Annotated in this window: 24 protein-coding genes and 4 pseudogenes; 9 read left to right on the top strand and 19 right to left on the bottom strand. The window is 60.7% G+C overall.

The window, feature by feature from the left end:
- A complete protein-coding gene (locus A3AY_RS0109790) occupies nucleotides 1-252 on the bottom strand; it encodes an Atu4866 domain-containing protein (protein WP_018325502.1) in 252 nt (83 codons plus the stop codon).
- A pseudogene (locus tag A3AY_RS41170) lies at nucleotides 249-815 on the bottom strand (hypothetical protein). Before A3AY_RS41170 ends, A3AY_RS0109790 begins: the two are co-directional and overlap by 4 nt.
- Nucleotides 816-949: 134 nt before the next feature.
- On the opposite strand from A3AY_RS41170, the gene A3AY_RS0109780 reads away from it, so the two are divergent.
- Nucleotides 950-1,849 (top strand): LysR family transcriptional regulator, encoded by a 900-nt coding sequence (locus A3AY_RS0109780; RefSeq protein WP_018325499.1) that lies wholly within the window; start codon nucleotides 950-952, stop codon nucleotides 1,847-1,849.
- Nucleotides 1,850-2,016: 167 nt separating this feature from the next.
- Here A3AY_RS0109780 and A3AY_RS0109775 read toward each other — a convergent pair whose 3' ends face one another.
- Nucleotides 2,017-2,976 carry an MBL fold metallo-hydrolase gene (locus A3AY_RS0109775; RefSeq protein WP_018325498.1) on the bottom strand — a complete coding sequence of 320 codons (960 nt, stop codon included), beginning with the start codon at nucleotides 2,974-2,976 and terminating at the stop codon, nucleotides 2,017-2,019.
- A gap of 93 nt (nucleotides 2,977-3,069) precedes the next feature.
- Here A3AY_RS0109775 and A3AY_RS0109770 point away from each other — a divergent pair, with 93 nt between their 5' ends.
- The gene (locus tag A3AY_RS0109770; protein ID WP_018325497.1) at nucleotides 3,070-4,023 is read left to right on the top strand and encodes a LysR family transcriptional regulator; all 954 of its coding nucleotides are present in this window, start codon (nucleotides 3,070-3,072) and stop codon (nucleotides 4,021-4,023) included.
- A gap of 5 nt (nucleotides 4,024-4,028) precedes the next feature.
- Entirely contained in the window at nucleotides 4,029-4,169 is a 141-nt protein-coding gene (locus tag A3AY_RS37665) for a DUF1127 domain-containing protein (protein WP_018325496.1), read from the top strand.
- 130 nt (nucleotides 4,170-4,299) lie between these two features.
- Here A3AY_RS37665 and A3AY_RS0109760 read toward each other — a convergent pair whose 3' ends face one another.
- Nucleotides 4,300-4,833 carry an RrF2 family transcriptional regulator gene (locus tag A3AY_RS0109760; protein ID WP_026203275.1) on the bottom strand — a complete coding sequence of 178 codons (534 nt, stop codon included), beginning with the start codon at nucleotides 4,831-4,833 and terminating at the stop codon, nucleotides 4,300-4,302.
- A gap of 233 nt (nucleotides 4,834-5,066) precedes the next feature.
- Here A3AY_RS0109760 and A3AY_RS0109755 point away from each other — a divergent pair, with 233 nt between their 5' ends.
- From A3AY_RS0109755 to A3AY_RS0109735, 5 genes are all read left to right on the top strand, one after another.
- A complete protein-coding gene (locus A3AY_RS0109755) occupies nucleotides 5,067-5,483 on the top strand; it encodes a cupin domain-containing protein (RefSeq protein ID WP_018325494.1) in 417 nt (138 codons plus the stop codon).
- A 25-nt stretch (nucleotides 5,484-5,508) separates the two neighbouring features.
- Nucleotides 5,509-5,964: a carboxymuconolactone decarboxylase family protein gene (locus A3AY_RS0109750; protein ID WP_018325493.1), complete on the top strand. Its 456-nt coding sequence runs from the start codon at nucleotides 5,509-5,511 to the stop codon at nucleotides 5,962-5,964.
- Nucleotides 5,965-6,070: 106 nt separating this feature from the next.
- A complete protein-coding gene (msrB, locus tag A3AY_RS0109745) occupies nucleotides 6,071-6,514 on the top strand; it encodes a peptide-methionine (R)-S-oxide reductase MsrB (protein WP_018325492.1) in 444 nt (147 codons plus the stop codon).
- Nucleotides 6,515-7,021, top strand: coding sequence for a peptide-methionine (S)-S-oxide reductase MsrA (gene msrA, locus A3AY_RS0109740; protein WP_018325491.1), 507 nt, complete (start codon nucleotides 6,515-6,517; stop codon nucleotides 7,019-7,021).
- 177 nt (nucleotides 7,022-7,198) lie between these two features.
- Entirely contained in the window at nucleotides 7,199-8,437 is a 1,239-nt protein-coding gene (locus A3AY_RS0109735) for a bifunctional alpha/beta hydrolase/OsmC family protein (RefSeq protein WP_018325490.1), read from the top strand.
- Nucleotides 8,438-8,709: 272 nt separating this feature from the next.
- Here the strand turns inward: A3AY_RS0109735 and A3AY_RS40430 are convergent.
- From A3AY_RS40430 to A3AY_RS39070, 4 genes and pseudogenes are all read right to left on the bottom strand, one after another.
- Nucleotides 8,710-8,943: pseudogene (locus A3AY_RS40430) on the bottom strand (VOC family protein); the annotation flags it as partial.
- 29 nt (nucleotides 8,944-8,972) lie between these two features.
- A complete protein-coding gene (locus tag A3AY_RS41405; protein WP_420830250.1) occupies nucleotides 8,973-9,248 on the bottom strand; it encodes a transposase in 276 nt (91 codons plus the stop codon).
- 23 nt (nucleotides 9,249-9,271) lie between these two features.
- Nucleotides 9,272-9,771 (bottom strand): annotated as a pseudogene (locus A3AY_RS41400) (transposase family protein); the annotation flags it as partial.
- A gap of 493 nt (nucleotides 9,772-10,264) precedes the next feature.
- Nucleotides 10,265-10,456, bottom strand: a complete 192-nt coding sequence (locus tag A3AY_RS39070; RefSeq protein WP_162709202.1) for a hypothetical protein — start codon at nucleotides 10,454-10,456, stop codon at nucleotides 10,265-10,267.
- Nucleotides 10,457-10,529: 73 nt separating this feature from the next.
- Here A3AY_RS39070 and A3AY_RS34920 point away from each other — a divergent pair.
- A pseudogene (locus A3AY_RS34920) lies at nucleotides 10,530-10,925 on the top strand (SOS response-associated peptidase family protein); the annotation flags it as partial.
- A 357-nt stretch (nucleotides 10,926-11,282) separates the two neighbouring features.
- On the opposite strand, the gene A3AY_RS0109705 reads toward A3AY_RS34920, so the two are convergent.
- The 11 genes from A3AY_RS0109705 to A3AY_RS0109655 form a co-directional block, all read right to left on the bottom strand.
- Entirely contained in the window at nucleotides 11,283-12,716 is a 1,434-nt protein-coding gene (locus A3AY_RS0109705; protein WP_018325485.1) for an NAD(P)(+) transhydrogenase (Re/Si-specific) subunit beta, read from the bottom strand.
- A 16-nt stretch (nucleotides 12,717-12,732) separates the two neighbouring features.
- On the bottom strand, nucleotides 12,733-14,307 hold the full coding sequence (locus tag A3AY_RS0109700) for a Re/Si-specific NAD(P)(+) transhydrogenase subunit alpha (RefSeq protein WP_018325484.1): 1,575 nt from the start codon (nucleotides 14,305-14,307) through the stop codon (nucleotides 12,733-12,735).
- Between the two features lie 70 nt (nucleotides 14,308-14,377).
- Nucleotides 14,378-15,661 carry a hypothetical protein gene (locus A3AY_RS0109695; RefSeq protein WP_018325483.1) on the bottom strand — a complete coding sequence of 428 codons (1,284 nt, stop codon included), beginning with the start codon at nucleotides 15,659-15,661 and terminating at the stop codon, nucleotides 14,378-14,380.
- Between the two features lie 2 nt (nucleotides 15,662-15,663).
- The gene (locus A3AY_RS0109690; RefSeq protein WP_051108332.1) at nucleotides 15,664-16,518 is read right to left on the bottom strand and encodes an ABC transporter permease; all 855 of its coding nucleotides are present in this window, start codon (nucleotides 16,516-16,518) and stop codon (nucleotides 15,664-15,666) included.
- A gap of 11 nt (nucleotides 16,519-16,529) precedes the next feature.
- Nucleotides 16,530-17,318 (bottom strand): SDR family NAD(P)-dependent oxidoreductase, encoded by a 789-nt coding sequence (locus A3AY_RS0109685; RefSeq protein WP_018325481.1) that lies wholly within the window; start codon nucleotides 17,316-17,318, stop codon nucleotides 16,530-16,532.
- Between the two features lie 12 nt (nucleotides 17,319-17,330).
- Nucleotides 17,331-18,308 (bottom strand): ABC transporter ATP-binding protein, encoded by a 978-nt coding sequence (locus tag A3AY_RS0109680; RefSeq protein ID WP_018325480.1) that lies wholly within the window; start codon nucleotides 18,306-18,308, stop codon nucleotides 17,331-17,333.
- Nucleotides 18,309-18,322: 14 nt separating this feature from the next.
- The gene (locus A3AY_RS0109675; protein WP_018325479.1) at nucleotides 18,323-18,568 is read right to left on the bottom strand and encodes a hypothetical protein; all 246 of its coding nucleotides are present in this window, start codon (nucleotides 18,566-18,568) and stop codon (nucleotides 18,323-18,325) included.
- A 1-nt stretch (nucleotide 18,569) separates the two neighbouring features.
- Nucleotides 18,570-19,715: an ABC transporter ATP-binding protein gene (locus tag A3AY_RS0109670; RefSeq protein WP_018325478.1), complete on the bottom strand. Its 1,146-nt coding sequence runs from the start codon at nucleotides 19,713-19,715 to the stop codon at nucleotides 18,570-18,572.
- A 42-nt stretch (nucleotides 19,716-19,757) separates the two neighbouring features.
- Entirely contained in the window at nucleotides 19,758-20,615 is an 858-nt protein-coding gene (locus A3AY_RS0109665) for a carbohydrate ABC transporter permease (RefSeq protein ID WP_018325477.1), read from the bottom strand.
- An 11-nt stretch (nucleotides 20,616-20,626) separates the two neighbouring features.
- On the bottom strand, nucleotides 20,627-21,592 hold the full coding sequence (locus tag A3AY_RS0109660) for a carbohydrate ABC transporter permease (RefSeq protein ID WP_018325476.1): 966 nt from the start codon (nucleotides 21,590-21,592) through the stop codon (nucleotides 20,627-20,629).
- Nucleotides 21,593-21,670: 78 nt separating this feature from the next.
- Nucleotides 21,671-23,095 carry an ABC transporter substrate-binding protein gene (locus A3AY_RS0109655; protein ID WP_018325475.1) on the bottom strand — a complete coding sequence of 475 codons (1,425 nt, stop codon included), beginning with the start codon at nucleotides 23,093-23,095 and terminating at the stop codon, nucleotides 21,671-21,673.
- Nucleotides 23,096-23,125 lie beyond the last annotated feature (30 nt).

Raw genomic sequence — 23,125 nt, 5'->3', positions numbered from 1 at the left:
CTACCGCCTGCGATAGAGAACCATTCCGGCATGGTGCAGGATGTCATCGACAAAATCGCCGTCGGCCGCAAAGCCGGTATCATCCCAGTACTCGATATGATCTCCGGACACCTCGTATCTTCCCTGATAGGCGCTTTCGCGGGAGCCGCGCGCCTCGTCGTAGCGGCCATTCGGGAGCAACTGGTGCCGTATGCGACCGTCTGCGGTCACCCACATGCCGACGTAAGAGTGCGAGAATGCTTGTGTGGTCATTGCGCCGGCTCCGTCTTGCCCAGGACAGACTGGATGGTCTCTGGCTCGACGACCCAGGCGTAGTTCAGCTCATGGCGGATCTTCCATGTGCCGGCGGTGCATTCCCAGCCCAGCTGCGAGCGACCATCAAAAGCGATCACCTTGCCGTCAAGACGATCAATGCGGCCAACGAAGCCAAGTGTTGTCGACGCGACGGTGTCGCTGACGATCGCGTCGTGACCACCGGTCAAGCCGTGGCGAACCGATCGGGCAGCGTTCTACAACGCCTCCCAGTTGGCGCCGTAGCGAGCCGAGTTGTCAAAGAGCTGTGTGCTGCCAGGCGCGAAATTGTCGTAGAAAACCCCTTTGGTGTTTTCCAGGTCGTAATACCGGTTCAGCTTTTGTGCGAACACGAATTTGCCGTCGCCTTCATTGCGTTCCCAACCCTTCATGATCCAGTCAGCATGAAGGGCAAGAGGAGCATCGGCGCCTGCCCGAGGGCAGGAGCTATCCTGTGCAGCGACAGGTCCGGCGCAGATCCCGACTACGAAAGCCGCGGCGAGACTGATCTTGATGTGTGTCATGGGAATATCTCCTTCAATGATCGGTTGTCTGTCATGCCGCCAGGTGACTGGTCGGCCACGGGCAATTGGTAGACAAATTCGATTGTCGCTTGTATTCCCTTTTTGCTAACGTGATTGGTTAGTAGGGCGCGACAATGATAATCGATCTAAATCTGGTCCCGGTGTTTCTCGCAGTCGCAGAAGAAGGGAATTTCAGGGCGGCCGCTGATCGCCTCGGCGTTACACGCTCGGCCGTGAGCCAAGCGGTCAGACGTCTCGAGGATATTTGCGGCATCGCGCTCGTCAGCCGGACGACGCGCAGTGTGCGACTGACAGAGGCGGGCACCCGCTTCCGTGAAACGCTGGCTCAACCAATAGCCGACGTAAAATCCGCATTCGAGAACGTAGCGGGTGACGCCAGACCCAGCGGTTTGCTGCGGATCGCGGTCACATCGATCGCCGAACAATTTCTTTCCGGCCCGCTGATTGCGTCCTTCGCCAAAGCCCATGCGGGCATCACGATCGACGTCACGGTGACCGACGATATCTTCGACATCGTAGCAGCCGGTTTCGATGCAGGGGTGCGGCTGGGTGAGGTGATCGAGCAGGATATGGTCGCGGTGCCACTCACCAAAAAAGAGAGAGAAGTGGTCGTCGCGACGCCGGGATACTTTGAGGCCAACGGAACGCCCCGGCATCCTCGAGAACTCGTGCATCATCGCTGTATCGGGTGGCGTCCGTCTCCAAGTGCTGCGCCATACCGATGGGAGTTCGAGGAGGATGGCATACCTTTCGACGTCGCCGTCGAGCCGCAAATCACCACAAACGATCTGCATCTGATGGTCCGGACCGCGCTCGCTGGCGGCGGTATTACATTTGCGCTGGAAGAGACGTTTCGTCCATATATCGTCCGCGGCGAGTTGATCACGGCGTTGGACGACTATCTCCCGCCTTTTCCAGGGTTCTTCCTTTACTTCCCCAACCGCCGCAATATGGCGCCTAAGCTACGCGCGCTCATTGACCATGTTCGCGCGTACCGAGCGACACAGCCCTAGCTGCCCGTGGCGACGGCTGTCTGAGTGCGTCGTGTCGGGCGCCTATAGACTCTTTCCGGTGGACCCGAACCGGGTACGGGTTGGTGCCGGCCAGCTGGAACCGTAGCGAACGACCTTGGCGCTGCGGAAGAAGAGGCTATTTTTGTCGCCAAATCCGTCCGTCAATTCTAGGAGTAGTTGACCGGCAGCCAGTCATAATTGGTGCTGTCTGCACGCACATGGCCGATTCCAGGGAATGCAATGTGCGCCCCTGCTACCAGATATTTGCCATCCACCGCCTGCCTGAAGGCAAGGTCGCGTGCAGCAACGGCGGCCTTCTGGTCGATATCGAATTCGATTGCGATGCCGGGTTCATCGAATTGCAGGATATCGCCATGGGTGATGTCGCCCCAGAAGACGATCTTCTGGCCTTCGCTTTCCACTGTGATGGCGCTGTGACCCGGCGTATGCCCCGCGTAAAGAATGGAGCCCAAACCTGGAACGGGCGCTTGGTTATCTCCGAAGGTTTCGAATTTCCCGGCTTTCACGTAAGGCGTCACGCACTGATCCACCTCGCCAAAATGCCGTTTGACGACACCGGTCGCCGCCTTGGCGTTTTCCGCGCTCAGCCAGAATTTTGCCTCGCGCTCATTGACCCGCACTGTGGCGTTGGGAAAGGTCCGCTTGCCATTGCGCATCAATCCGCCGGAATGATCGGTGTGAATATGGGTGAGGACGACATCATCGATGTCATCCGTCTTGTAACCTGACGCCTCAATGTTGGCCACGAGTTTGCCGAGCGATGGCCCCAGATAGTCACCGGTGCCTGCGTCGATCAGTACCAGTCTTTCCCCGGTGTTGACCAGGAAGGCGTTGACGGAGGTTGGTACGTTCTCCGGCAGAAATGCATCATTCAACGCGCTCTGCGCATGTTGTTCGCTGGTGTTGGTGTACAGCTTGGCCAGCGGCAGAGCAACGGTGCCGTCCGATAGGGCCGTGACCTCTACGGAGCCCATTTTCAGCCGGTAGAAACCTGGTGCCTGAACAATGGCATAGGGTGCTTTGGCGAAGGCGAGCGATGGTGCGAGGAAGGGCGCGGCTATGAGGCCGGATAGAGCGCGTTTGAGAATGGAACGACGGGATGGCATGGGTTTGCTCCTTGGGTATGTTTTCGGAACCGCTTGCAAGTTCCTGCCCATGAGCTAAGGATGTCTCGGTCAACAATCAAATCGATATCGTTCATGCAAGTCATCGATCATTTCAATCTTCGTTCCTTCGACCTCAATCTTCTCGTTGCCTTCGATGCGATGATGGAAGAGATGAGCGTGACACGCGCGGCACAGCGGTTGAAAATCCAGCAGCCTGCCATGAGCCACAATATATCCACCCTGCGCACGCTGTTTCAGGATGAGCTTTTCATCCGGGTCGGTCAGGTGATGAAGCCCACCGCACGGGCCCTCAATTTGTCCGGACCGGTGCGGCAGGCTCTGAGGCAGGCGCAGGCGGCGGTGTTGATGGCGGATGCATTCGATCCGGCCACCGAACGGCGAACATTCCGGTTGGGACTTTCGAGTGAGGTGGAACTGCTACTGCTTCCCGATTTGACGGCTCGCTTGCGCGATATCGCCCCGGGCATCCGTATCCTCGCCCGCGGTGGCGATGCGCAGGAGGTCGACGCGATGATGGATGCGGGTGTCGTCGATCTGTCTGTGGGGTGCAGCTATCTGCCGGATTCACGGCACCATTGCGAGCCGCTGTATCAGTCCAGCGTATTGTGCTGTTTCAATCCGCAATTGCTAAAGCTTTCCAGCCCGGTGGGCCTTGATGCCTATATGGCCGCACAACACGCGGTGATATCGCAGACCGACAGCCTGCATGGCTGTGTCAAGGATGCGCTGGAGCATGCCGGGGCAGAACTGGAAGTGGTGGCGGCAGCCCCCGAATTCATGTCGATATTGGCAACAGCACGTTCATCTGCCGTGATTGCTACCGTCTCATCGCGCATTGCGCTTCGTTACGGGCCGCTCTTGGGACTTGAAGTCAGCCCGGTGCCATTGGCGCTTTCTTTTCCGCCCGTCGCAATGGTCTGGCCACTTCAAACGGACAGCGATCTTGGCTGCGCATGGTTGCGGCAGCAAATCCGTGAGGCGATGCTGAGGACGAACGGGAGCAACGTCGCGGATATTGCAGCGTGACGTTTATGGGGAGCAGAATCCGCGCCAATCAGCGCTATCACCAGACCGCTCGCGAACTTGCGCGATACAGCGACCACCAACTCAATGACATTGGCATCTCCCGTTTCGAGATCGATGCGATCGCGCGCCGGCAGTACGACCAATGAAGGCCGAAGCTGCGTCGCCACTGACCCGAACCAGGACAGGTGACGCGGAGGGAGATCACGTCATGAACACGCATCACGCGGCCGGACCTCAGCATACTGGTCAGTACCTGTTCTCCCGGCGCTCGGCGAGCTATTGCGACGCCTGTGCGCGGCGGCCGCGCCGCGGAGTGCGCGCCGCCAACCATTCCCTTACGTCGCCGGCATGGTCCTTGGGCGCCTTCGTGGCCGCGCGTCCGGCGATGCTTGCCAGCGTGTGACCGGCCATCGCTTCTCTTGCCCGCTTCTCGGCTTCGATCATGACCGCGTGAATGGCACAAACGCCGTCCACCGCCCAGGCGGGCGTGCGGTCTCCGAAAAGCGCACACTGAGCACGGATCTCCTTGCATTCGAACAGCGCTTTACGTCCATCGACAGCTTCGACGACATCGAGTGCGGTGATCTCGGTCGCGGGGCGCGCGAGCGCAAAGCCACCGCTAATTCCCTCACGGGCGACGACGATGCCCGCCTTCTGAAGCTTGGTGAAAAGCTTCGCAACAAATTCGGCAGGGACCTTCTGCAACGCGGCAAGATCGCGCGCGCTCGCCGGCTGCCCCAGTTCCTCCGCATCGACGAGGAAAAGCAGGCAGTGCAGAGCATATTCGACACCGGCGCTTACATGAGCCATGGAACTGTCCAAAACAGCGATAAATTCAGTCGCAGATAGCATGCAAGACCCGCTTCGGCAATCCCCTTCCGTCTCCCTGACGTTGACGGAGCGTTTCTAAAAGCGGTCGGAATTATCGTTGCTCACTTACTACGATTAGTTTAGTCGTAGTTATACAGCGCCGTGAAAATCGTCGTAAAACCGTCTCCCTTCCGGAGACAAGAAGCTGAAAACGCCATCGAGGAGATGCCATTATGAATGCAAAATCCATCATCGGCGCAGCCTGCGCCGCCCTTGCAATCACCACCGCCATACCTGCCGCAGCGCATGATCCCGGCGACGTCGTCACGCCACACTTCGAGCGGGCCATACCCAACATTCCGGGTAAGACCCTGACAGCCCTGATTGTCGATTATCCGCCGGGTGGGGCCTCGATCCCGCACAGGCATGCAGACTCGTCATTCATCTTCGCCTACGTCCTCTCCGGAGAAATCGAGTCGAAGGTGAATGACGGCCCGACGCAGATCTACCGCGCCGGCGAGAGTTGGCACGAACCGCCGGCGTCCAACCATCTCGTCAGCCGCAATGTGAGCAAGACCAAGCCTGCAAGGCTGCTCGCGGTCTTCGTCGCCGATAGCGACGAAAAGGAATTGACCACCCCCATCAAGTAAGACCCAACCACAAGGAGCCAAACAAATGAGCAAGCGTCTCGACTATAACCAGATCGCTCCTGCCGGCGTCAAAGCCCTTGGCGGCGTCTACGGCTACATCATGCAAAGCAACCTCCCTGCCGTGCTGGTCGACCTGGTCTATTTGCGTATCTCGCAAATCAACAACTGCGCCTACTGCCTCGACATGCACACACGCGATCTCTTGAAGAAAGGCCCGAAAATCGAGAAGATCGCGTTGGTGCAGGCGTGGGCCGAAGCCGGCAATCTCTTCGACGAGCGTGAGCGGGCCGCTCTTGCCTGGGCCGAAACGGTGACGCGCGTGGCCGAGACCGGCGTACCGGACAAAGCCTACGAGGCCGCTCATGCCGTGTTCGACGAGCGCGAACTCGTCGACCTCACGATCGCGATCGGCCTGATGAACGCCTATAATCGCATGGCGATCAGTTTCCGCAATACGCCACAGGCTGCGCTCGATAATTAGGACCGGCGAGGACACCGTCACGGAGATGCCCAACCATACGCGTCTTGATCGCGAGGGGGCGCCGTCGCCATATTCACTCCACAAATCCAGAAACGGAGACAGGGCAATGACCTATACAAAAACTGACGAAGCGGTCAGGAAACTAACGCCCGAGCAGTATCGGGTGACGCAGATGAACGGCACCGAACGCCCCTTCACGGGGGAGTACACCGACAACAAAGTGCCGGGCATCTACGTCGACATCGTTTCCGGCGAACCGCTGTTCGCCTCGGCCGACAAGTTCGATTCCGGCTGCGGCTGGCCGAGCTTCACCAAGCCGATCGTCCCGGCAAATGTCGCGGAGCTGCGCGATCGTTCGCATGGTATGATCCGCACCGAGGTGCGCTCCGCGCATGGCGACAGTCATCTCGGCCATGTGTTTCCCGACGGCCCTCAAGACCGGGGCGGCCTGCGCTACTGCATCAATTCCGCAGCACTCCGCTTCATCCCGCGCGAGGAAATGGAAACTCAGGGCTACGGCGCGTTCATCAACCAAGTGGAGGATATCTGAATGACCAAGAGAGCTGTATTTGCTGGCGGATGCTTCTGGGGTATGCAGGACCTGATCCGCAAGCTCCCGGGGGTTACCGCGACCCGCGTGGGCTACACCGGCGGCGATGTGCCGAACGCTACCTACCGCAATCACGGTACGCACGCCGAGGGCATCGAGATAATCTTCGATCCGGAGAGGATCAGCTACCGGCGCCTCCTGGAGGTTTTCTTCCAGATCCACGATCCCTCGACGAAAAACCGGCAGGGCAACGACATCGGCCTCTCCTACCGGTCGGCGATCTACTACGTCGATGAGGAGCAAAGGCGAATAGCCGAGAACACCATAGCCGATGTCGACGCTTCCGGCCTTTGGCCGGGCAAGGTGGTGACTGAGGTCGAGCCGGTGGGCGACTTCTGGCAGGCCGAGCCCGAGCACCAGGACTATCTGGAGCGCTACCCCACCGGCTACAGCTGCCACTACGTGCGTCCGAACTGGGTGCTGCCTCGGCGGTCGGCGGCCGAATAGCCGGCCGCACGGTGGGAGCACGCTAGTTCGAAAACATTTTCCATAGACCGCCGGCCCTGCCGGCGGTATTCCCATATCACAGACTGCGAGCGAAGGTTTAGATTGGAACGGGCGTCGGGATAGTCGATCTTGTTGTCGATGTGGATTGACCAGTCCCCACAGCGAAGGAGCTTCATCATGGCCTTCAACACGCAACGGCTTCAATTTGCCGGCCATTCCGGCGCAACCCTGGCCGCCCGCCTCGACCTGCCAAGCGGGCCTTTACGCGCCTACGCACTGTTTGCCCATTGCTTTACCTGTTCCAAGGATTTGGCGGCCGCACGCCACATCGCAGCCGAGCTCGCGCGCGAAGGTATCGCTGTCCTGCGCTTTGATTTCACGGGTCTCGGATCGAGCGAAGGCGAATTCGCCTCGACAAATTTCTCCTCCAACATTGCCGACCTGCTTTCGGCTACCGATTATTTACGTGATCGTTATCAGGCGCCGTCGTTGCTGATCGGTCACTCGCTCGGCGGCGCGGCTGTCCTGGCCGTCGCCCAAAACATTCCAGAAGTGCGAGCCGTTGCAACGATCGGCGCGCCGGCCGATGTGGCCCATGTGTTGAAGAACTTCGGAACGAGCCTTGAGGAGATCGAAGAAAGTGGTGCGGCCGAAGTCGATCTTGCCGGGCGCAAGTTTCTTGTCAGAAAACAATTCGTCGAGGACGCGCGCGCACAACGCATCAAAGACGCTGTTGCCAGCCTGAAAAAGCCGCTCCTCATCCTTCACGCACCGCTGGACCAGTCGGTTGGAATCGAGAATGCCACGGAAATCTTCCTCGCAGCCAAACATCCCAAGAGCTTTGTATCGCTGGACAAGGCCGACCACTTGCTCAGTAACCGGGAGGACGCAGCATTCGCCGGAAGGATCATTTCGGGATGGCTGACGCGCTATCTCGCTGCGGACACGCCGCATGGCAAGGGACCGATCGAACATGTCCGCGTGATGGAGACCGGGGAAAGCAGGTTTCAGAACGCGGTTCAGGCCGGCAGCCACCGTCTCTTCGCCGATGAACCCGAAACGGTGGGCGGGCTAGATTCTGGACCATCACCCTACGACTTTCTGTCTATCGCACTTGGCGCCTGCACGTCGATGACGCTGCGCCTGTATGCCGATCACAAGAAGCTGACGCTCGGGCGCATCGGCGTCGACGTGTCGCATACGAAGATCCATGCCAAGGATTGCGAGGAGTGCACTGATCAGGAACGCAGCGGCAGTGCGCGGATCGACCAATTCGAGCGTGTCATCTCCATCGATGGCGAGGTCTCGGAGGAGCTTCGTGGCAAAATCGCCGAGATTGCCGGCAAGTGCCCAGTCCATCGCACGCTCGAATCCGTCGCAAAGATAATAACCGTCGTGAACCAGAGTTTGAAATGACAGGGCGATGGCTTCGGCGTCGAGGCTCTTGATCTTAAAAGATACCGCCGTCGGCCAAGCGGACATCATCATTGTGCGATGAACACTTTGCCTGGTCACGCCGGCCGTCTTGTTGATAATCCTTGTAAGGACGAGGTCCGCCCATCGAGCGGCACCTGAGTGGGTGCCTTCCGTGGAATGCGGCCGGCACAACACTGTTTGGGTTCAAGGGCTGGGCCGCGGCCGCCGAATCTGAAAATCCCAGTGGCCTGGTCAATGGCAATGCCCGATGGTCAAGCCTCGTCAGGCCCGTTTCTGTACACGAGGAACTTGTTGCCTTCAGGGTCGCGGAAATATGCGCAGTAAGGGCCGTCGGAATCTCCTCTCGGACCAGGAGCGCCCTCGTCAGAGCCGCCAGCCGCCAAAGCGACCGCAACGTCCTGAACCTGAGCCCGGGAGCGCGCTTCGAAGGTCACCATCCCGCCATTGCCAACATTTGCCGGCTCGCCGTTGAAGGGGCTAATGAGGTCATTTGCCAGTTAATCGGGGTTCATCCTCAAATTCTGTGATTCAGCGGCAGCATTCTCGCCCTCAGCAATTCTGGGCCGGCGCGACCGTACATTGCTCGTTTGAGCATCTTAAAGCGGTTGATCGGCCCTTCCGCTTGACCGTTGCTCCACGGGAGTTCGATTGCATTTTTCACGGCATCAATATCCCGGCGCAAAACGCTGGCGAAGCGCATGATCGCCGTGAGCTCGGTATCAATGGCATCGTCGATCCATTCATCCAGTGCCTCCGAATGCCTGCTGCGCAAGATGCCGTTGAAGCGCATGGCCAGGCCACGCATTTTGGCGAAGTGCCGTACCGCGAGGAATGCCGCCAGCTCCAATCATCAATGCCCACGATCCGAATTTTGTCTCTTTGTATGGACGCCGGATTTTTGCGCTTCAATTGCCGCAAGATCGTGTGGTCGCTGACCGGCATGCCGAGCCGATGCATCAAGTATTCACCCGGGCGACCGCCCATCCGGCCAATCAAGGCCACTATCTCAGCCATCCGTTCAGTTCGTCGCATGTAGGGCGAAGCAATCTCGGGCAACCTGTCGGTGAAGGTCCGTCGCCCTCATTTTCGGTGTCTACACTGCCACCGGGTCAGTGCGAGGTTGATTTTCACAACTTGACCCTGAACGGGCAAATCTGGAGGCGGCGGTTATGCCAGCCGTGCCGATGCCGACTTCGCGTTCCGCAATCCGGGCAGATACCGACAGGTTTTGCAGCGGCAGAAACAACCCAGTTTTCTGCATCTTGAAGGGTGATACCCAGAACTTTGACCCCTAGGCCAGGCGACCATTCAATTTCGTTCGCATCCCCGCAGATAGCAATCGCGGCGCTAACACTCTGTTAACCACAGAAATTAAAATGTAGGAGGAGAGAACTTGTGCCCCGGTGGACCATTGTAAACTCCACAGCAATTCAGGTAATCTTTTAGGAACTTTTCCGAAAAACCGCCGTCCTCCTGACTATATTTACCTTCAACCAAACATTTGGAGTGTTTGGATGGCCTAAGGCTTTGAGATACGGCTTTGCGTACAAACAGCTGATCTTGCAAAATCCCTTCTGATAGGCATGGCTGGGTCTCGCTCCAGCTCCAACCAGACGAATTTGCGAGCACGAAAGCCGCGATCGCCGCAAGCAGCCCGGCCACGCTCAGAGAGCCGACAATCACTGCGGGAACGTTAATCTTCCGTTCCTCGATCTGGCCGTTCACTTAAAGATCGCAACGTTGATAAAAAGCTTCTAAAGACATTAACGCCCCCCGAGCATTGCCAGGCATCTTCCCAGAATGTCGTCAGCGGTGGAGCTCGGTCAATTCATCAAGATCACCTGCCAGCACTGCAGAGTGACACATCGCTATGACCCAGGTGATTTGATCGAGATTCTCGGAGACGTTCCCTTCCTGAATATTCAGGAGAATTTCCATTGCTCGAAATTCGGCAAGCGGGATTAAATGAGCGCCGGTCTCGAAAGGCCTTGCGCGCATGAACGTGTCGGCATGACGGTGCGCAGGCTGGGTCTTAAAATGGGCAAAGGACGCTGAAAGCCTGATCAACCTGATGCCGGCTTACCAGATGAACCCCGATCAGATGGGGCCGATCGTCCGCAATACCACTGGCGGGAAGAAACAGTTGGTCCATGCGCGCTGGGGACTGCTCTCCCCGGCGCTTCAGGGTCGAGAAGGCGGCCAAAGCGAAAGCCGAGAAGCTTGCGGCGAAGGGCAAGCCTTTCGATCTCGAAGAACTGATCCGCATGGAGGCAGACCGCGGCACGACCAACGTGCGCAAGCTCAGTTTTCCGCATTGGACGCGATGGTTCGGTGTCGAAAGCAGATGTCTCGTCCCGGTCACCAGCTTCGCGGACCGGATCCGGCCAGCCAGGAGGAGGGCGGCAAGGTGCCGAATGCCTGGTTTGCACGCGACGAGGAGAGGTCGCTGATGTTCTTTGCCGGCATGGTGGAACAGGGCAGTCTGCTTTAAGCTTGAACTCAGAGCGTGATTGTATCGGAGAACGAAAAAGCCCGCCGCGGGAGAAGGTGCGACAGGCTTTTTCCGTCAGGCGCCCCCTTGGGAGGGGGAATGGGTCGCCTGAAACACGAAGCTTTGCGGGAGGAGGTGCATTGCGTCCGGCATCCAAAAGCTTCAGCTCCAGTTAGCCTGACATCACCCTATCGCCCACCACAAGCTCCGCCCCCGGATCGCTTAGGGATCAGAAACAGTCGCCCGGCAGGTGGGGCGCTGACAGCGCCCCGTAGAGACGCCATGACGTGCCTTCTATTGCCCCAATCCGCTGGGCCTGCAAAGAGCCGCCGCTCAGGCGAGAACGGGCAGGAGCTTTCCGACCGATTCCTTGGCATCGCCATAGAACATGCGGGTGTTCTCCTTGTAGAATAGCGGGTTCTCGATGCCGGAATATCCGGTGCCTTGGCCGCGCTTGGAGACGAAGACCTGCCTGGCCTTCCAGACTTCGAGCACCGGCATGCCGGAGATGGGCGAGTTCGGGTCGTCCTGGGCGGCCGGGTTAACGATGTCGTTCGAGCCGATCACGATGACGACGTCGGTGTTAGGGAAGTCGTCGTTGATCTCGTCCATCTCCAGCACGATGTCGTAGGGCACCTTGGCCTCGGCGAGCAGCACATTCATGTGGCCCGGCAGGCGACCGGCGACAGGATGGATGGCGAAGCGCACGGTCTTGCCGTCGGCGCGCAGCTTGCGGGTCAGTTCCGAGACCGCACCCTGCGCCTGCGCCACCGCCATGCCGTAGCCCGGAACGATGATGATGCTGTCGGCGTCCTTCAGCGCTGCTGCGACACCGTCGACGTCGATCCCCACCTGTTCGCCGGCAATCTCCATCTGCGGGCCGCCCGTCGCACCGAAGCCGCCGAGAATGACCGAGACGAAGGACCGGTTCATCGCCTTGCACATCATGTAGGACAGAATCGCACCTGAGGACCCGACCAGCGCGCCGGTGACTATCAAAAGGTCGTTGCCGAGCGTGAAGCCGATCGCGGCGGCCGCCCAGCCGGAATAGCTGTTCAGCATCGACACCACCACCGGCATGTCAGCACCGCCGATGCCCATGATCAGGTGATAGCCGATGAAGAAGGCGAGAAGGGTCATCAGGCCAAGCGTCCAGACGCCGGCACTATTGAGATAGAGCACCAGCAGGACGAGCGACAGGAGTGCCGCCACCGCATTGAGCATATGGCCGCCGGGCAGTTTCTTCGCCTTGCCGTCGAGCTTGCCGGCAAGCTTGCCGAAAGCGACGACAGAGCCGGTGAAGGTAACCGCGCCGATGAACACGCCGACGAAAACCTCGACCTGCATGATCGACAGCTCCGCAGGAGTCTTGTGCGCGAGGATCGCGGCAAAGCCGGCAAGCCTCGTGCGGGCGGTTTCATCGAGACCGGCAATATGCGTCGCCTCGATATGGGCGTTGAAGCCGATGAACACTGCGGCGAGGCCGACGAAAGAGTGCAGCGCCGCAACGAGCTGCGGCATCTCGGTCATCTGCACGCGGCTTGCCACGTAAGACCCGAGCACTGCCCCTCCGGCGACCATCAGCGCCACCACGACGCCGTTGCCGGCGCCCGGCCCGAACACCGTGGCGATGACTGCGAGCGCCATGCCGACGATGCCGTACCAGACGGCGCGCTTGGCGCTTTCCTGGCCGGACAGTCCGCCGAGCGACAGGATGAAGAGAACAGCTGCCGCGATGTAGGCGGCCGAAACGATACCGATCGTCATGATAAATTCCTCCCGATTACGACTTCTGGAACATGGCGAGCATGCGCCGTGTGACGAGGAAACCCCCGACGATGTTGACCGTGGCAATCAGCACGGAGATTGCGGCGAGAACCTTCACCAGACCGCTCTGCGAGCCGGTCTGCAGCAGCGCGCCGAGAAGGACGATGCCGGAAATCGCATTGGTGACGGCCATCAGCGGCGTGTGCAGCGAATGTGACACGTTCCAGATCACTTGGAAGCCGACGAAGCAGGCAAGCACGAAGACGATGAAATGGCTCATGAAGGTCGAGGGTGCATAGGCGCCGACGACGAGCATCAGCACGGTGCCGATGGCGAGCAGGGCAACCTGGCTTCTGGCCTGCGCCTTGAAAGTGGCGGTTTCCTGCGCGCGTTTTTCCGCTGGCGCCAGCTCCTTCGGCTTCTCCCGGGGTTTTTGCGCGGCAATCGCGGCCACTTTGGGCGGTGGCGGCGGAAAGGTGATCGCACCGTCGAAGGCAACGGTCGCACCACGGATGACGTCGTCCTCCATATTGTGGACGATCACGCCATCCTTACCCGGCGTCAGATCCGCCAGCATGTGACGGATGTTGTTGGCGTAGAGGGTGGAGGATTGCGCTGCCATGCGGCTGGGGAAATCGGTATAGCCGATGATGACGACGCCGTTGTCGGAGACGACGCGCTGGTCGGCAACGGTCAGGTCGCAATTGCCGCCGCGCTCAGCGGCAAGGTCGATCACGACCGAGCCGGGCTTCATGGCGGCGACCATGTCGGCCAGCCACAGTTTTGGCGCATCACGACCGGGGATAAGCGCGGTGGTGATGACGATGTCCATCTGCGGAGCAAGTTCGCGGAATTTTGCAAGCTGTGTCTCGCGGAATTCCGGCGAAGACGGCGCGGCATAGCCGCCGGTCGCAGCACCATCCTGCTGGCCGCCCGCAAAATCGAGGTAAACGAACGCGGCGCCCATCGACTCGATCTGCTCGGCGACTTCGGGCCGCACGTCGAAGGCATAGGTCTGCGCGCCGAGCGACACGGCGACGCCAGTAGCCGCAAGCCCCGCGACACCCGCGCCGATCACCAGCACTCGCGCCGGCGGAACCTTGCCGGCCGCCGTCACCTGGCCGGTGAAGAAGCGGCCGAAATTGTTGCCCGCCTCAATGACGGCGCGGTAGCCGGCTATATTGGCCATCGACGAGAGCGCGTCCATCTTCTGCGCCCGCGAAATGCGTGGCACCATGTCCATCGCGATGACGTTTGCGCCCGTCGCCCTGGCCTGATCCAGAAGCTCCGGGTTCTGTGCTGGATAGAAAAAGGAGATCAACGTCTTGTCGTCTGAAAGGCGAGCAACTTCATCGCCCGTCGGCGGCCGCACTTTGACGATCACGTTCGAGGCCGCAAACAGCGCTGCGCCATCCGCCACGACGCTCACGCCCGCTGCACGGTAGGCATCGTCCGAAATGCCCGCCCCAAGCCCTGCGCCTGTCTCCACCAGGCACTCATGGCCAAGTTTCTGCAGTTGTTGCACTGACTCCGGCGTCAGCGCAACGCGCGCCTCACCCGGCCAAAGCTCCCTTGGGGCACCTATCTTCATGTCAAAGCCTTTCTTCTGCCGGCAATCAGCCGGCCTTCCTGTTTGAGAAATGTTCGGGATTGCTTGGCGGTTAGCTGTCCGCAACCGCACTTGCCGCCGTCCGGCGGATAATTTTCGGGCCTAGCCAGCCGAGCAGCGGGAGCAATGCGAGGCCGAGGGCGAGACCATCGCTGCGCGGCTGAACCACGACGACGTCACGTCGAAAAGCTCCGATGCCCTCTCCGCCCGACCGGACTACGCCCTGCAACACGCCGGCTCCCGCCGGGACGGAGACGGCGAAGGCCGTCAGGTCTTCTGTTTCGCCTGTCTTGGCGGCTCGTACCTGGTAGCCGAAACCGGAGCCTTCCGTCTGCGTCACCTTCAATCGGGCAAGCGGAACAGTTTGTGCATCACCATTCTGGGAGAACCTGACAGCAAGGCTGTCGACCGGCGACGGCATGCGTCTGACCCAGAGGCTCCGCCCTGCAACCACATCCTGTTGCGGCGAGACCACCGGCAGGTACTCCGACTCGTCGAAACGATCCGCCTGCGAAAGCATCAGATAGAAGGTAGAGCCCGGCCTGGCGAAGATGCGCATATGCTCGCCGTTCGTGGCGATCGGCCGCGTCCAGCGCTCCTCGGGCACCACCTCCGCGACGGTGACGCGGCGACCGGCTATGTCGACCACGTCGAGGCGGCGCCGCGTGTCGGACACAGGCTTTCCGCTGACGATGAGTGCCATCTCGTACTGCCCGGCACTGAGAGCGAGACGATAGGCAGTTGCGGGTTCCGTCACGAGCCGCAGACTTGGCTTGGGTAGCGGATCGGGCGGCTCGATGATTTCGACCGGCGCACCGTTAAGCCGCGCGGCCCCGGCTTCCAGGAGTTTGCGCTCGTAGGCGCGTTGCTGCACCGCGGCTGCGACGTAACGACGGGCGGCGGTGCGTTCTTCCCGCTGATAGGCACTGTGGGCCTCGTTGGCGTCCACGCCCCAGAGAAGCTGGCCACTGCCGTTCAGGACCCCATCTGGATAGACGATGACATAGGGCGAAGGTTCGAGCTCCGCGACGATCGTGCCGTTCTGCGTGATCCTGAGGACGCCATGGACGTCCTGACGTTTCTTCTCAAGATCGACATAGACCTGCCGGGAAAGCGGCCAATAATATTCCTGCGTCTCCACGAAGGAAATGGCGCTATCTTCGCCGGACAGGAGATGCAGCGTCGGCGAGCGCGATGGCAGGAACATGTCCTTGAAGCCGAAGCCATCCCAGACACGGCCAGTGACGATGACGGCGTTTTTTCGCTCGGGTTCAATCGCTCTCGCGGGGGTGGCGGCCGGGAGGCAAAGAAGGAGTACGGCAAGAGTTCTCCACATGCCTAGGCTCCCTTCCGGCGGGCGATGTAACAGGAGAGCAGTGCGAGTCCAGCCGTCAACGCGATGACGCCCAGCGACTGGGGCACCGAAGGCGCCTCCTGCGTCACAAGACGTTCGGCCAGAAAAGCAATGCCCGCGACAGGCGACAGCGCGTGGAAAAGGGGTGCCCCGGCTTCCAGCAGCGCCTGCAAATAGAGCGAAAACAGACTCATAGTCTCCGCAGGCAGCGCCCGCAGCAGCCCAAGCCCCACTTCATAGGCGGCGAGCAGCGCAACGAGCGCCAGATAGATGAGGACAGCCATGCGCACCGACCCCGTCATCGCGGAAACGGCAAGCCCCATTGCCATCACGGGCAGCACGAACAAACCGTTCGCGAGGATGGCAGCGAAATCGCCGGCGCCGGTCACACCGGCTCCAAGGGGCTGCGCGGCCACGATATAGAAACAGTAGACGGCAACGAGCACAGCAAGGACCACCAGTTCCGCCAGATATTTTGCCAGCACGACCACGCTCGACGAGACTGGGCCGACCAGCAGCACCTCCAGCGTGTGGTGTTCGCGCTCCCAGCTGAGCCCGCCCGCGAGCCTGAGCCCCAGGACGAGGCCGAGAAAAGCCACCACCAGCATATTTAGCCCGGCCAGCGGATCCGCCGTCACAAGGACGGATTCGGTTTCAAACGTCTGCGCAAAGCCGGACCCGTAGACATAAGCCATGAGGCAGAGCGCGCTGGCGACCAGCCAGAACCACAACGACGCGAACTTGGCGGCAGTTTCGCGGCGGACCAGCAGGAAGGCCTGACGCCCCAATCCGGGGGGGCGCAGTCCTGCGGAGACGTAAGGGGGCCGGACATGTTCCATGGCGCGGCCGGTCACATCACGGTGCGGATCAGGCCGCCGTCGATCCTGAGCGCCGCACCATTGACGATGCCGGTGCGCGTGCTGCCGAGGAAGGTGACGAAATCGGCCACTTCCTCAGGCTTCGACAGGCGCTGGATCAACGAAGTCGGGCGGTTTTCGGCGACGAAGCGGCGCTCCGCCTCCGGTGTCGGAACACCGGGATAGAGCCCTGCGATGAGAGCCGCCACGCCTTCGGTGCTGCACGGACCGGGCAGCACTGAATTGACGGTGACGGCGGTGCCCTTGGTCGTCTCGGCGAGGTTACGGGCAAGCGACAGCTGCATGGTTTTCGTGGCGCTGTAGGCCGGCATTTCCGGCGCGGGATTGATGCCCGATTCGCTTGCCATGAACACCACGCGACCGCTGTTGCGCGCCAGCATCTTCGGCAGGTAGTACCTTGCGAGCCGGACGCCGCTCATCACGTTCACCTCGATCAGCTCGTACCAGCGATCGTCTCCGGCCTGGTAGATGTCGATAGCCTCGTAGATGCCGAGATTGACGATCAGCACATCGACATCGCCGCAATTCGCGACGAGCTCGTCGCAACCCTCCTTCGTGCCGGAATTGCCGACGGCCTGCTCCAGCAGCGCCTCGGGCACCTCGGCCCTGAGGCGCTCGACGGCCTTGGCGACGCTCTCCTTGCTGCGGCCGTTGATGACCACGGTCGCCCCTTCGCGCGCCATGGCCTTTGCAATGGCAAATCCGAGCCCCCCAGTGGAGGCTGTAATCAGGCAGCGCCTGCCCCGATAACCGAGATCCATATCAATTCCCTTTCAATGAACGAGCCCTGCGGGCTCCTGCCGGACCGGATTTTCCGGCCGGGTCAAACTGATGAAGACGTCCTCCAGCGAGGGGGCTGCCGCATCGATCGCGAGAACCGTGTACCCTGCCCGCAAGAAGAGCCGTGCAGCCTGCGCCCGCGCATCCCTCCCGCACGCGGTCCGACCGCCCAGGACGAGCTCCACCCGGTGCGGTGCGGTCTGGCGCACGTGTTCCACCTCCGGCAAACCGGCAATGTGTTCCAGGCAATGTGCCGCCGGCTCATATAACTCGACCGCGAGACTGCCCGTGGAAACGCCGGGCGGAAGAAGCTCGGCCGGTCGGCCGGCGGCGAGAACGCGCCCCCGTCGCATGAAGACGACGCTGTCGCAGACCCGCTCCATCTCCGCCAACTGGTGGGACGAAAACAGCAGCGTCACGCCTTCTGCCTTCATCTCGCGAAAGATTGCGCGCATGTCGGCGATGCCGTTCGGGTCGAGGCCGAGCGTCGGCTCGTCGAGGATGAGCAGTTCTGGCCGGTGCAGCATCACTCTGGCGAGGCAGGCTCGCTGCTGCATGCCGCGGGAAAAATTGCCGAGCCGCCTGTCCGCCGCAGACGCAAGTCCGACGCGCTCGATCACCTCCCCCACTCGGCTGCCTGAATCCACAATGCCATAGAGATCGGCGAAGAAGCGCAAATAGCCCCGCGCAGTCATTTCGGGATAGATCCGCGGCTTTTCCTGCAGGTAGCCGACGAGCATCCGCAGCTCCCGGCGGCGGTTGCCCCGGCGGACGCCAAGCAGCTCGATCTCGCCGGCATCCGGCTCGGTAAGCCCGACGATCATGTTCATCACCGTGGTCTTTCCAGCACCGTTCGGGCCGAGAAAGCCGGCGATCTCGCCGCGCGTCACCGCGAAGGTGGCATCCTCCACGGCGCGCTTGGCTCCGAAGGTCTTGGAAAGGGCATACACGGCAAGGGCATGGATGGCCAAGGGACCGGTCCTTCTCAATAGGGTAGCGGCGTCACGTAGAGCCGGGCCAGATTGATGACGATCATCGACACGCCCGCCGCCAGCAGGAACTCCATCGGCCAGGCGAGAAGTTTTGCCCGGTCGTTCCACAGTTTGAGCGAGACGATCACGATAACGGCGATCAGCGAGGCCGGCCAATGGGAGGCATCGCCTGCCATGACGGTACACGACCCCAGCAGCAGAGCCAGGATAAAGAGAAGGGTGACGTTGGATCTGTTCATGTCAGATGTCCTCTTTCGAAACATCACTGCCGGCTGCTTGCGCGATGGTGCGACCCGTTGCGGGATCGAACAGGTAGATCCAGTTCGGATCGAAGCGGACCGCAAGCGAACTTCCTTCCTGCTTTGAAAGATGGGCCGTCTCGGTGGTGGAGCTGCGGGTCGTCACCATGACGGAACCGCACTGAAGCACGTAGAGATTTTCCGCGCCGGTCGGCTCGAAGGAGTAGAGCTCGGCGACGATGCGGTGATCGGCATCCGGCTTTTCCCGGATCGCGATATGCTCCGGGCGGATGCCGACGCGGACCGGCGTCTCGAGCCGGGCGACCAGCCCATTGCTTTCCGCCCAGTCCGTATCAAGCGGGACCGCAAAGTGCTCGGTCATGGCGACGATCCTGCCTTCGAGGCGGATGAGGCGCGCGTCGAGGATGTTCATCTGCGGCTCCCCCACGAAGGTAGCGACGAATTCCGTAGCCGGCCGTTCGAAGATTTCGCGCGGGGTGGCGAATTGAAGCATCTCGCCGTCCTTCATCACGATGATGCGGTCGGCCATGGTCATGGCTTCCAGTTGATCGTGCGTCACGAAGATGGTGGTGACGCCGACCGTTTTTTGGATGTGACGCAGCTCGGCGCGCATCTGCCCGCGCAGCTGTGCATCGAGATGCGACATCGGCTCGTCCATCAGGAAGACGTCGGCATCGCGCACTAGCATGCGGGCGATCGCCACACGCTGCAGCTGGCCCGCCGAAAGCTGGTCGGGCTTGCGTTGAAGTACCTCGGTGATTTGCATGGTACGGGCGACTGCCTCGACCTTGCTTGCGATCTCCGCCCGGCCAAGGCGGCGTACTTCCAGCGGATAGGCGATGTTTCCGAAAACCGTGAGATGGCGGTACAGGCCGTAATCCTGGAAGACCATGCCGACATTGCGATAGCGGGGCCGGAGGAAGGTGACGTTGCGTCCGTCGATGGCGATGCGCCCGCTGCTCGGCATTTCGAGGCCGGCGATCATTCTCAGTGTCGTCGTCTTGCCGCAGCCGGAGGGACCGAGCAGGAAGACGAACTCCCCGTCGTTCACGGTGATGTTGACGTCATCGACGGCCTTGAACGTGCCGAACTGCTTCATGAGACTGTTGATTTCGATATCAGCCATGATCGTATTCCATTTTGTTGGCGACGCGTTGGCGCAAGCGGATCATTTGCGCACCACGCCCTGTGAGAGGCCGCTGATCAGCTGGCGTTGCAGCAACAGCACAAAGAGGATGAGCGGCGCCGTGATCAACACGACGGCGGCACCGAGCACGTTCCAGCGAATGTCCGCGCCGATCGAATAGGCCATGATCGCCGGCGGCATGGTCTTCGCCTGGGTGCTGGTGAGGAAGGTCGCGAAGGCGAACTCGTTCCAGGACAGGATCATCACGAAGATCGAGGTGGCCGTGATTGACGGCATCATCAGGGGTAGCGTGACCTTGCGGAAGGCGGAAAACCACGTATCACCATCCACCATTGCGGACTCCTCGTAGCGGCGCGGAATGTCGCGGAAATAGCCCGTCAGCATCCACACCACGAACGGCAACTGCATGGCCGTGTAGAGGAGGATCAGCCCTGCCAGCGTGTCGAGCAGCCCGGCCGTCTGGAAGGTGACGAAGATCGGGATGAGCACCGCGACCGGCGGCATCATGCGGTTCGTCAGCACCCAGAACGATACGTCATCCCGGCCGGTGAAATCGTAGCGCGCCAGCGCATAGGCGCAGAACATGCCGATCGTCACCGAAAAGAAGGTCGAGGCGAGCGAAACGATCACGCTGTTGAAGAAGTTCTTCATGATGTCCTTCTCGACGATCAGGTAGTGGAACGCTTCGAGGGAGGGCGTGAAGAACCAGGCAGGTGTGGCGGAGGAGGCCGACGCACCATCCATGAAGCCGGTCATGACCACCCAGAGATAGGGCACGAAATTGACCAGGCAGACGAGGATGAGCACCACGTAGACCCACCAGTTGCGCTGCACCGAGGGTGCCGCGGGCGATTCCATGCTGTGGGCAAATTTCTTCATGGCGGCTCTCCTTACTCGGCGACTTCGGTCTTTGACCGGAAGACGCGGATGAACACGAAGCTCATCACGATGATGATCATCATCATGATCAACGACAGGGCGGCAGCCTTCGACGCGTCGAAGAATTCAAGGCCGGTCTTCGTCAGGAAGACGTTGAGGGTTGTCGTGGCGTTGCCAGGCCCACCGCGGGTCATGATCACGATCAGCTCGTAGGTGCGGAAGGCATCCATGGTGCGGATGATGACAGCGATCAGGATCGCCGGGCGCAGCAGTGGCATCGTGATGGTCCAGAACACCCGCCAGGAGCTGGCGCCATCGATTTCCGCCGCCTCGTAGGGCTGGCGGGGAATGGAGGCGAGGCCTGCCGAGAGCATCAGGAACATGAACGGCGTCCATTCCCAGACATCGACGAAGACCAGCGTCTGGAAGGCGACAGCCGGATCGGACAGGAACGGAATTTCGCCAAAGCCGAGAGCCCGGGTAATGCCGCCAACGTAATAGGTCATCAGGCCGGCGCCGGGATAGAACATGTAGCGCCAGATGAGGGCAGCGACCAAGGGCGGCAGGATCATCGGAATGAGGATGAAGACGCGCATGAAGGTGATGCCGGCCAGCTGCCGCTGAAACAACAGAGCCAGCCCGAGGCCAAGCCAGAATTCGATGAACACTGCCTGCACCGTGAAGATCAGCGTCTTGCGCAGCGCATGCCAGAATTCCGGATCCTGGATGAGCGCCTGGTACTGGTAGAGCCCGACGAAGATGCGCGGCAGATACGGTTTCGACAGGATGACGTTGTGGCTCGCTATGTAGAGCGAATAGAGAAACGGATAGATGCCGATGGCGAACAGGATGATCAGCGTCGGCGCCATCAGCACCCAGGGAAAGACCGCCCGATTCGAAGGGCCGAAACGGGACAGGATGCCCCTTTGGCCGAGCGTCATCGGCGGAGCTGTTGTGGTACGTTCCGAGATCGACATATCTCAGTCCCTTTGAATTACGGTTGGAGCAGGAAGCCGGCATCCGGGCATGACGTCATGCCCGGATGCCCTCGGAAGTCAGTTCCACTCAGACGGAAGGCGATCGTAGTAGGTCAGGTCGCGCCACTGTTGCTTTGGCAGGTCGTTGCGGCCGGGAATGTAGTAACCGCCCTTGCGCATCGCGTCGGTCATACGCTTTTCCATGTTGGCGGCCGCCGTCTTGCTGTCGATCTCTCCGATCCAGACGCGGTTGCCCTCCTCGCCCATGATGTCGGAGATTTCGGCCCATTCCGGCACGCGCACCCGCTCGTCCGGGTTGGTTTCCTTCAACATGAAATCGTAGACGCCGGGCCACCAGGGCTGATACTTCGCAAGCGTCTCGCTCTTGTAGGTCGAGTGGCGCGACGGGCCGGCGCCGTACTGGGTGGCGCGCTCCTGCACGTCCTTCGAGGTCACCCACTGCATGAAGGTCCAGGCGGCTTCCTTGTTCTTGGAATCCTTGGAGACGCCGAGCGACCAGGCGCCGAACCACGGATCGATCACGCCGCTGGGACCGGCGGGCGTGTGCAGGTGCACGTTCTTGCCGGCGACCTTCGCCTGCGTTTCGGGATCCTCGAAGAAGCCCTTGACGAAGTCCTGATAGTTCCATGTGCCGAAAGCGTTGCCCGCTTGGTAGACCGCGGTCGCCTCGCCGATGCCCCAGTTGGCGCTGTCGGCAGGCATAAACTCCTTGAGGCTCAGGAAGTAGTCGATCGACGCAATGGTGCGTTCGTTGTTGATGGTGATCTTCCAGTCCTTGTCGACATATTCGTCGCCTTTGGTCTCGGGCGTCTGAAAGGCGAACAGGTAAGGCAGATAGGTGACGCCCCAGAACCAGCGACCCGGGATGTTGGCGAAGCCGATCATGTTGGATTCGGGATTGTTCACCTTCTTGGCCGCGTCATACATGTATTTGGTGGTGAATTCCGGCGAGAAGCGCTCCGGCAGCTTGAAGCCGGCCTTCTCCGCAACGTCCGCGCGGAAAGTAGTACCGACCGGTCCTGCGCCGATCGGGAGGGTGTAGAGCGTGTCGTTGAAGACGCCCGTGCCGCTGATGACGCGCGGCAGGAAGTCGTCGATATCATAGTCGGCGTCGGTCAGGTCGCCATTCTTGACATAGGGCATCAGCGGTTCCAGGAAGCCGGCCGCGGCATATTCGGCCAGCCACATCACATCGACCGCGAAGAAGTCGTAGGTGCCGGTGCCCTGCTGCATTTCGACCAGCGACTTCTGCCTGTAGTTCTCGAAGGGCACCTCGTCGACGACGATCTTGATGCCGTATTTCTCCTCGAACTCAGGGAAGAACTTTGCCAGCGCCGCAAACTGCGGCATGGACGGGGCGAGGAAGTGGACGGTCTTGCCCGCCAGCGCCTTCTGCGCCTCCGTCTGTGCATGGGCGGGAAGGGCCAGCAGCAATAGCGACAGCCCGGCCGCCGTGGCGGCACTCAATTTCACGATGTTCATTCTCTCCTCCTCCGTTGATAGTGCATGCGT

Source organism: Rhizobium giardinii bv. giardinii H152 (genome assembly GCF_000379605.1).
In the GTDB taxonomy this organism is placed as follows: Bacteria; Pseudomonadota; Alphaproteobacteria; order Rhizobiales; family Rhizobiaceae; genus Pararhizobium; species Pararhizobium giardinii.
This window is presented reverse-complemented; position numbering and strand designations above follow the sequence as displayed.

Excerpts from the sequence above, each read along its gene's own strand:
- A3AY_RS0109790 (WP_018325502.1), bottom strand. The coding sequence starts at position 252 with ATGACCACACAAGCATTCTCGCACTCTTACGTCGGCATGTGGGTGACC.
- A3AY_RS0109780 (WP_018325499.1), top strand. The coding sequence starts at position 950 with ATGATAATCGATCTAAATCTGGTCCCGGTGTTTCTCGCAGTCGCAGAA.
- A3AY_RS0109775 (WP_018325498.1), bottom strand. The coding sequence starts at position 2,976 with ATGCCATCCCGTCGTTCCATTCTCAAACGCGCTCTATCCGGCCTCATA.
- A3AY_RS0109770 (WP_018325497.1), top strand. The coding sequence starts at position 3,070 with ATGCAAGTCATCGATCATTTCAATCTTCGTTCCTTCGACCTCAATCTT.
- A3AY_RS37665 (WP_018325496.1), top strand. The coding sequence starts at position 4,029 with ATGGGGAGCAGAATCCGCGCCAATCAGCGCTATCACCAGACCGCTCGC.
- A3AY_RS0109760 (WP_026203275.1), bottom strand. The coding sequence starts at position 4,833 with ATGGCTCATGTAAGCGCCGGTGTCGAATATGCTCTGCACTGCCTGCTT.
- A3AY_RS0109755 (WP_018325494.1), top strand. The coding sequence starts at position 5,067 with ATGAATGCAAAATCCATCATCGGCGCAGCCTGCGCCGCCCTTGCAATC.
- A3AY_RS0109750 (WP_018325493.1), top strand. The coding sequence starts at position 5,509 with ATGAGCAAGCGTCTCGACTATAACCAGATCGCTCCTGCCGGCGTCAAA.
- msrB (WP_018325492.1), top strand. The coding sequence starts at position 6,071 with ATGACCTATACAAAAACTGACGAAGCGGTCAGGAAACTAACGCCCGAG.
- msrA (WP_018325491.1), top strand. The coding sequence starts at position 6,515 with ATGACCAAGAGAGCTGTATTTGCTGGCGGATGCTTCTGGGGTATGCAG.
- A3AY_RS0109735 (WP_018325490.1), top strand. The coding sequence starts at position 7,199 with ATGGCCTTCAACACGCAACGGCTTCAATTTGCCGGCCATTCCGGCGCA.
- A3AY_RS41405 (WP_420830250.1), bottom strand. The coding sequence starts at position 9,248 with ATGCGCTTCAACGGCATCTTGCGCAGCAGGCATTCGGAGGCACTGGAT.
- A3AY_RS39070 (WP_162709202.1), bottom strand. The coding sequence starts at position 10,456 with ATGCGCGCAAGGCCTTTCGAGACCGGCGCTCATTTAATCCCGCTTGCC.
- A3AY_RS0109705 (WP_018325485.1), bottom strand. The coding sequence starts at position 12,716 with ATGACGATCGGTATCGTTTCGGCCGCCTACATCGCGGCAGCTGTTCTC.
- A3AY_RS0109700 (WP_018325484.1), bottom strand. The coding sequence starts at position 14,307 with ATGAAGATAGGTGCCCCAAGGGAGCTTTGGCCGGGTGAGGCGCGCGTT.
- A3AY_RS0109695 (WP_018325483.1), bottom strand. The coding sequence starts at position 15,661 with ATGTGGAGAACTCTTGCCGTACTCCTTCTTTGCCTCCCGGCCGCCACC.
- A3AY_RS0109690 (WP_051108332.1), bottom strand. The coding sequence starts at position 16,518 with ATGGAACATGTCCGGCCCCCTTACGTCTCCGCAGGACTGCGCCCCCCC.
- A3AY_RS0109685 (WP_018325481.1), bottom strand. The coding sequence starts at position 17,318 with ATGGATCTCGGTTATCGGGGCAGGCGCTGCCTGATTACAGCCTCCACT.
- A3AY_RS0109675 (WP_018325479.1), bottom strand. The coding sequence starts at position 18,568 with ATGAACAGATCCAACGTCACCCTTCTCTTTATCCTGGCTCTGCTGCTG.
- A3AY_RS0109670 (WP_018325478.1), bottom strand. The coding sequence starts at position 19,715 with ATGGCTGATATCGAAATCAACAGTCTCATGAAGCAGTTCGGCACGTTC.
- A3AY_RS0109665 (WP_018325477.1), bottom strand. The coding sequence starts at position 20,615 with ATGAAGAAATTTGCCCACAGCATGGAATCGCCCGCGGCACCCTCGGTG.
- A3AY_RS0109660 (WP_018325476.1), bottom strand. The coding sequence starts at position 21,592 with ATGTCGATCTCGGAACGTACCACAACAGCTCCGCCGATGACGCTCGGC.
- A3AY_RS0109655 (WP_018325475.1), bottom strand. The coding sequence starts at position 23,095 with ATGAACATCGTGAAATTGAGTGCCGCCACGGCGGCCGGGCTGTCGCTA.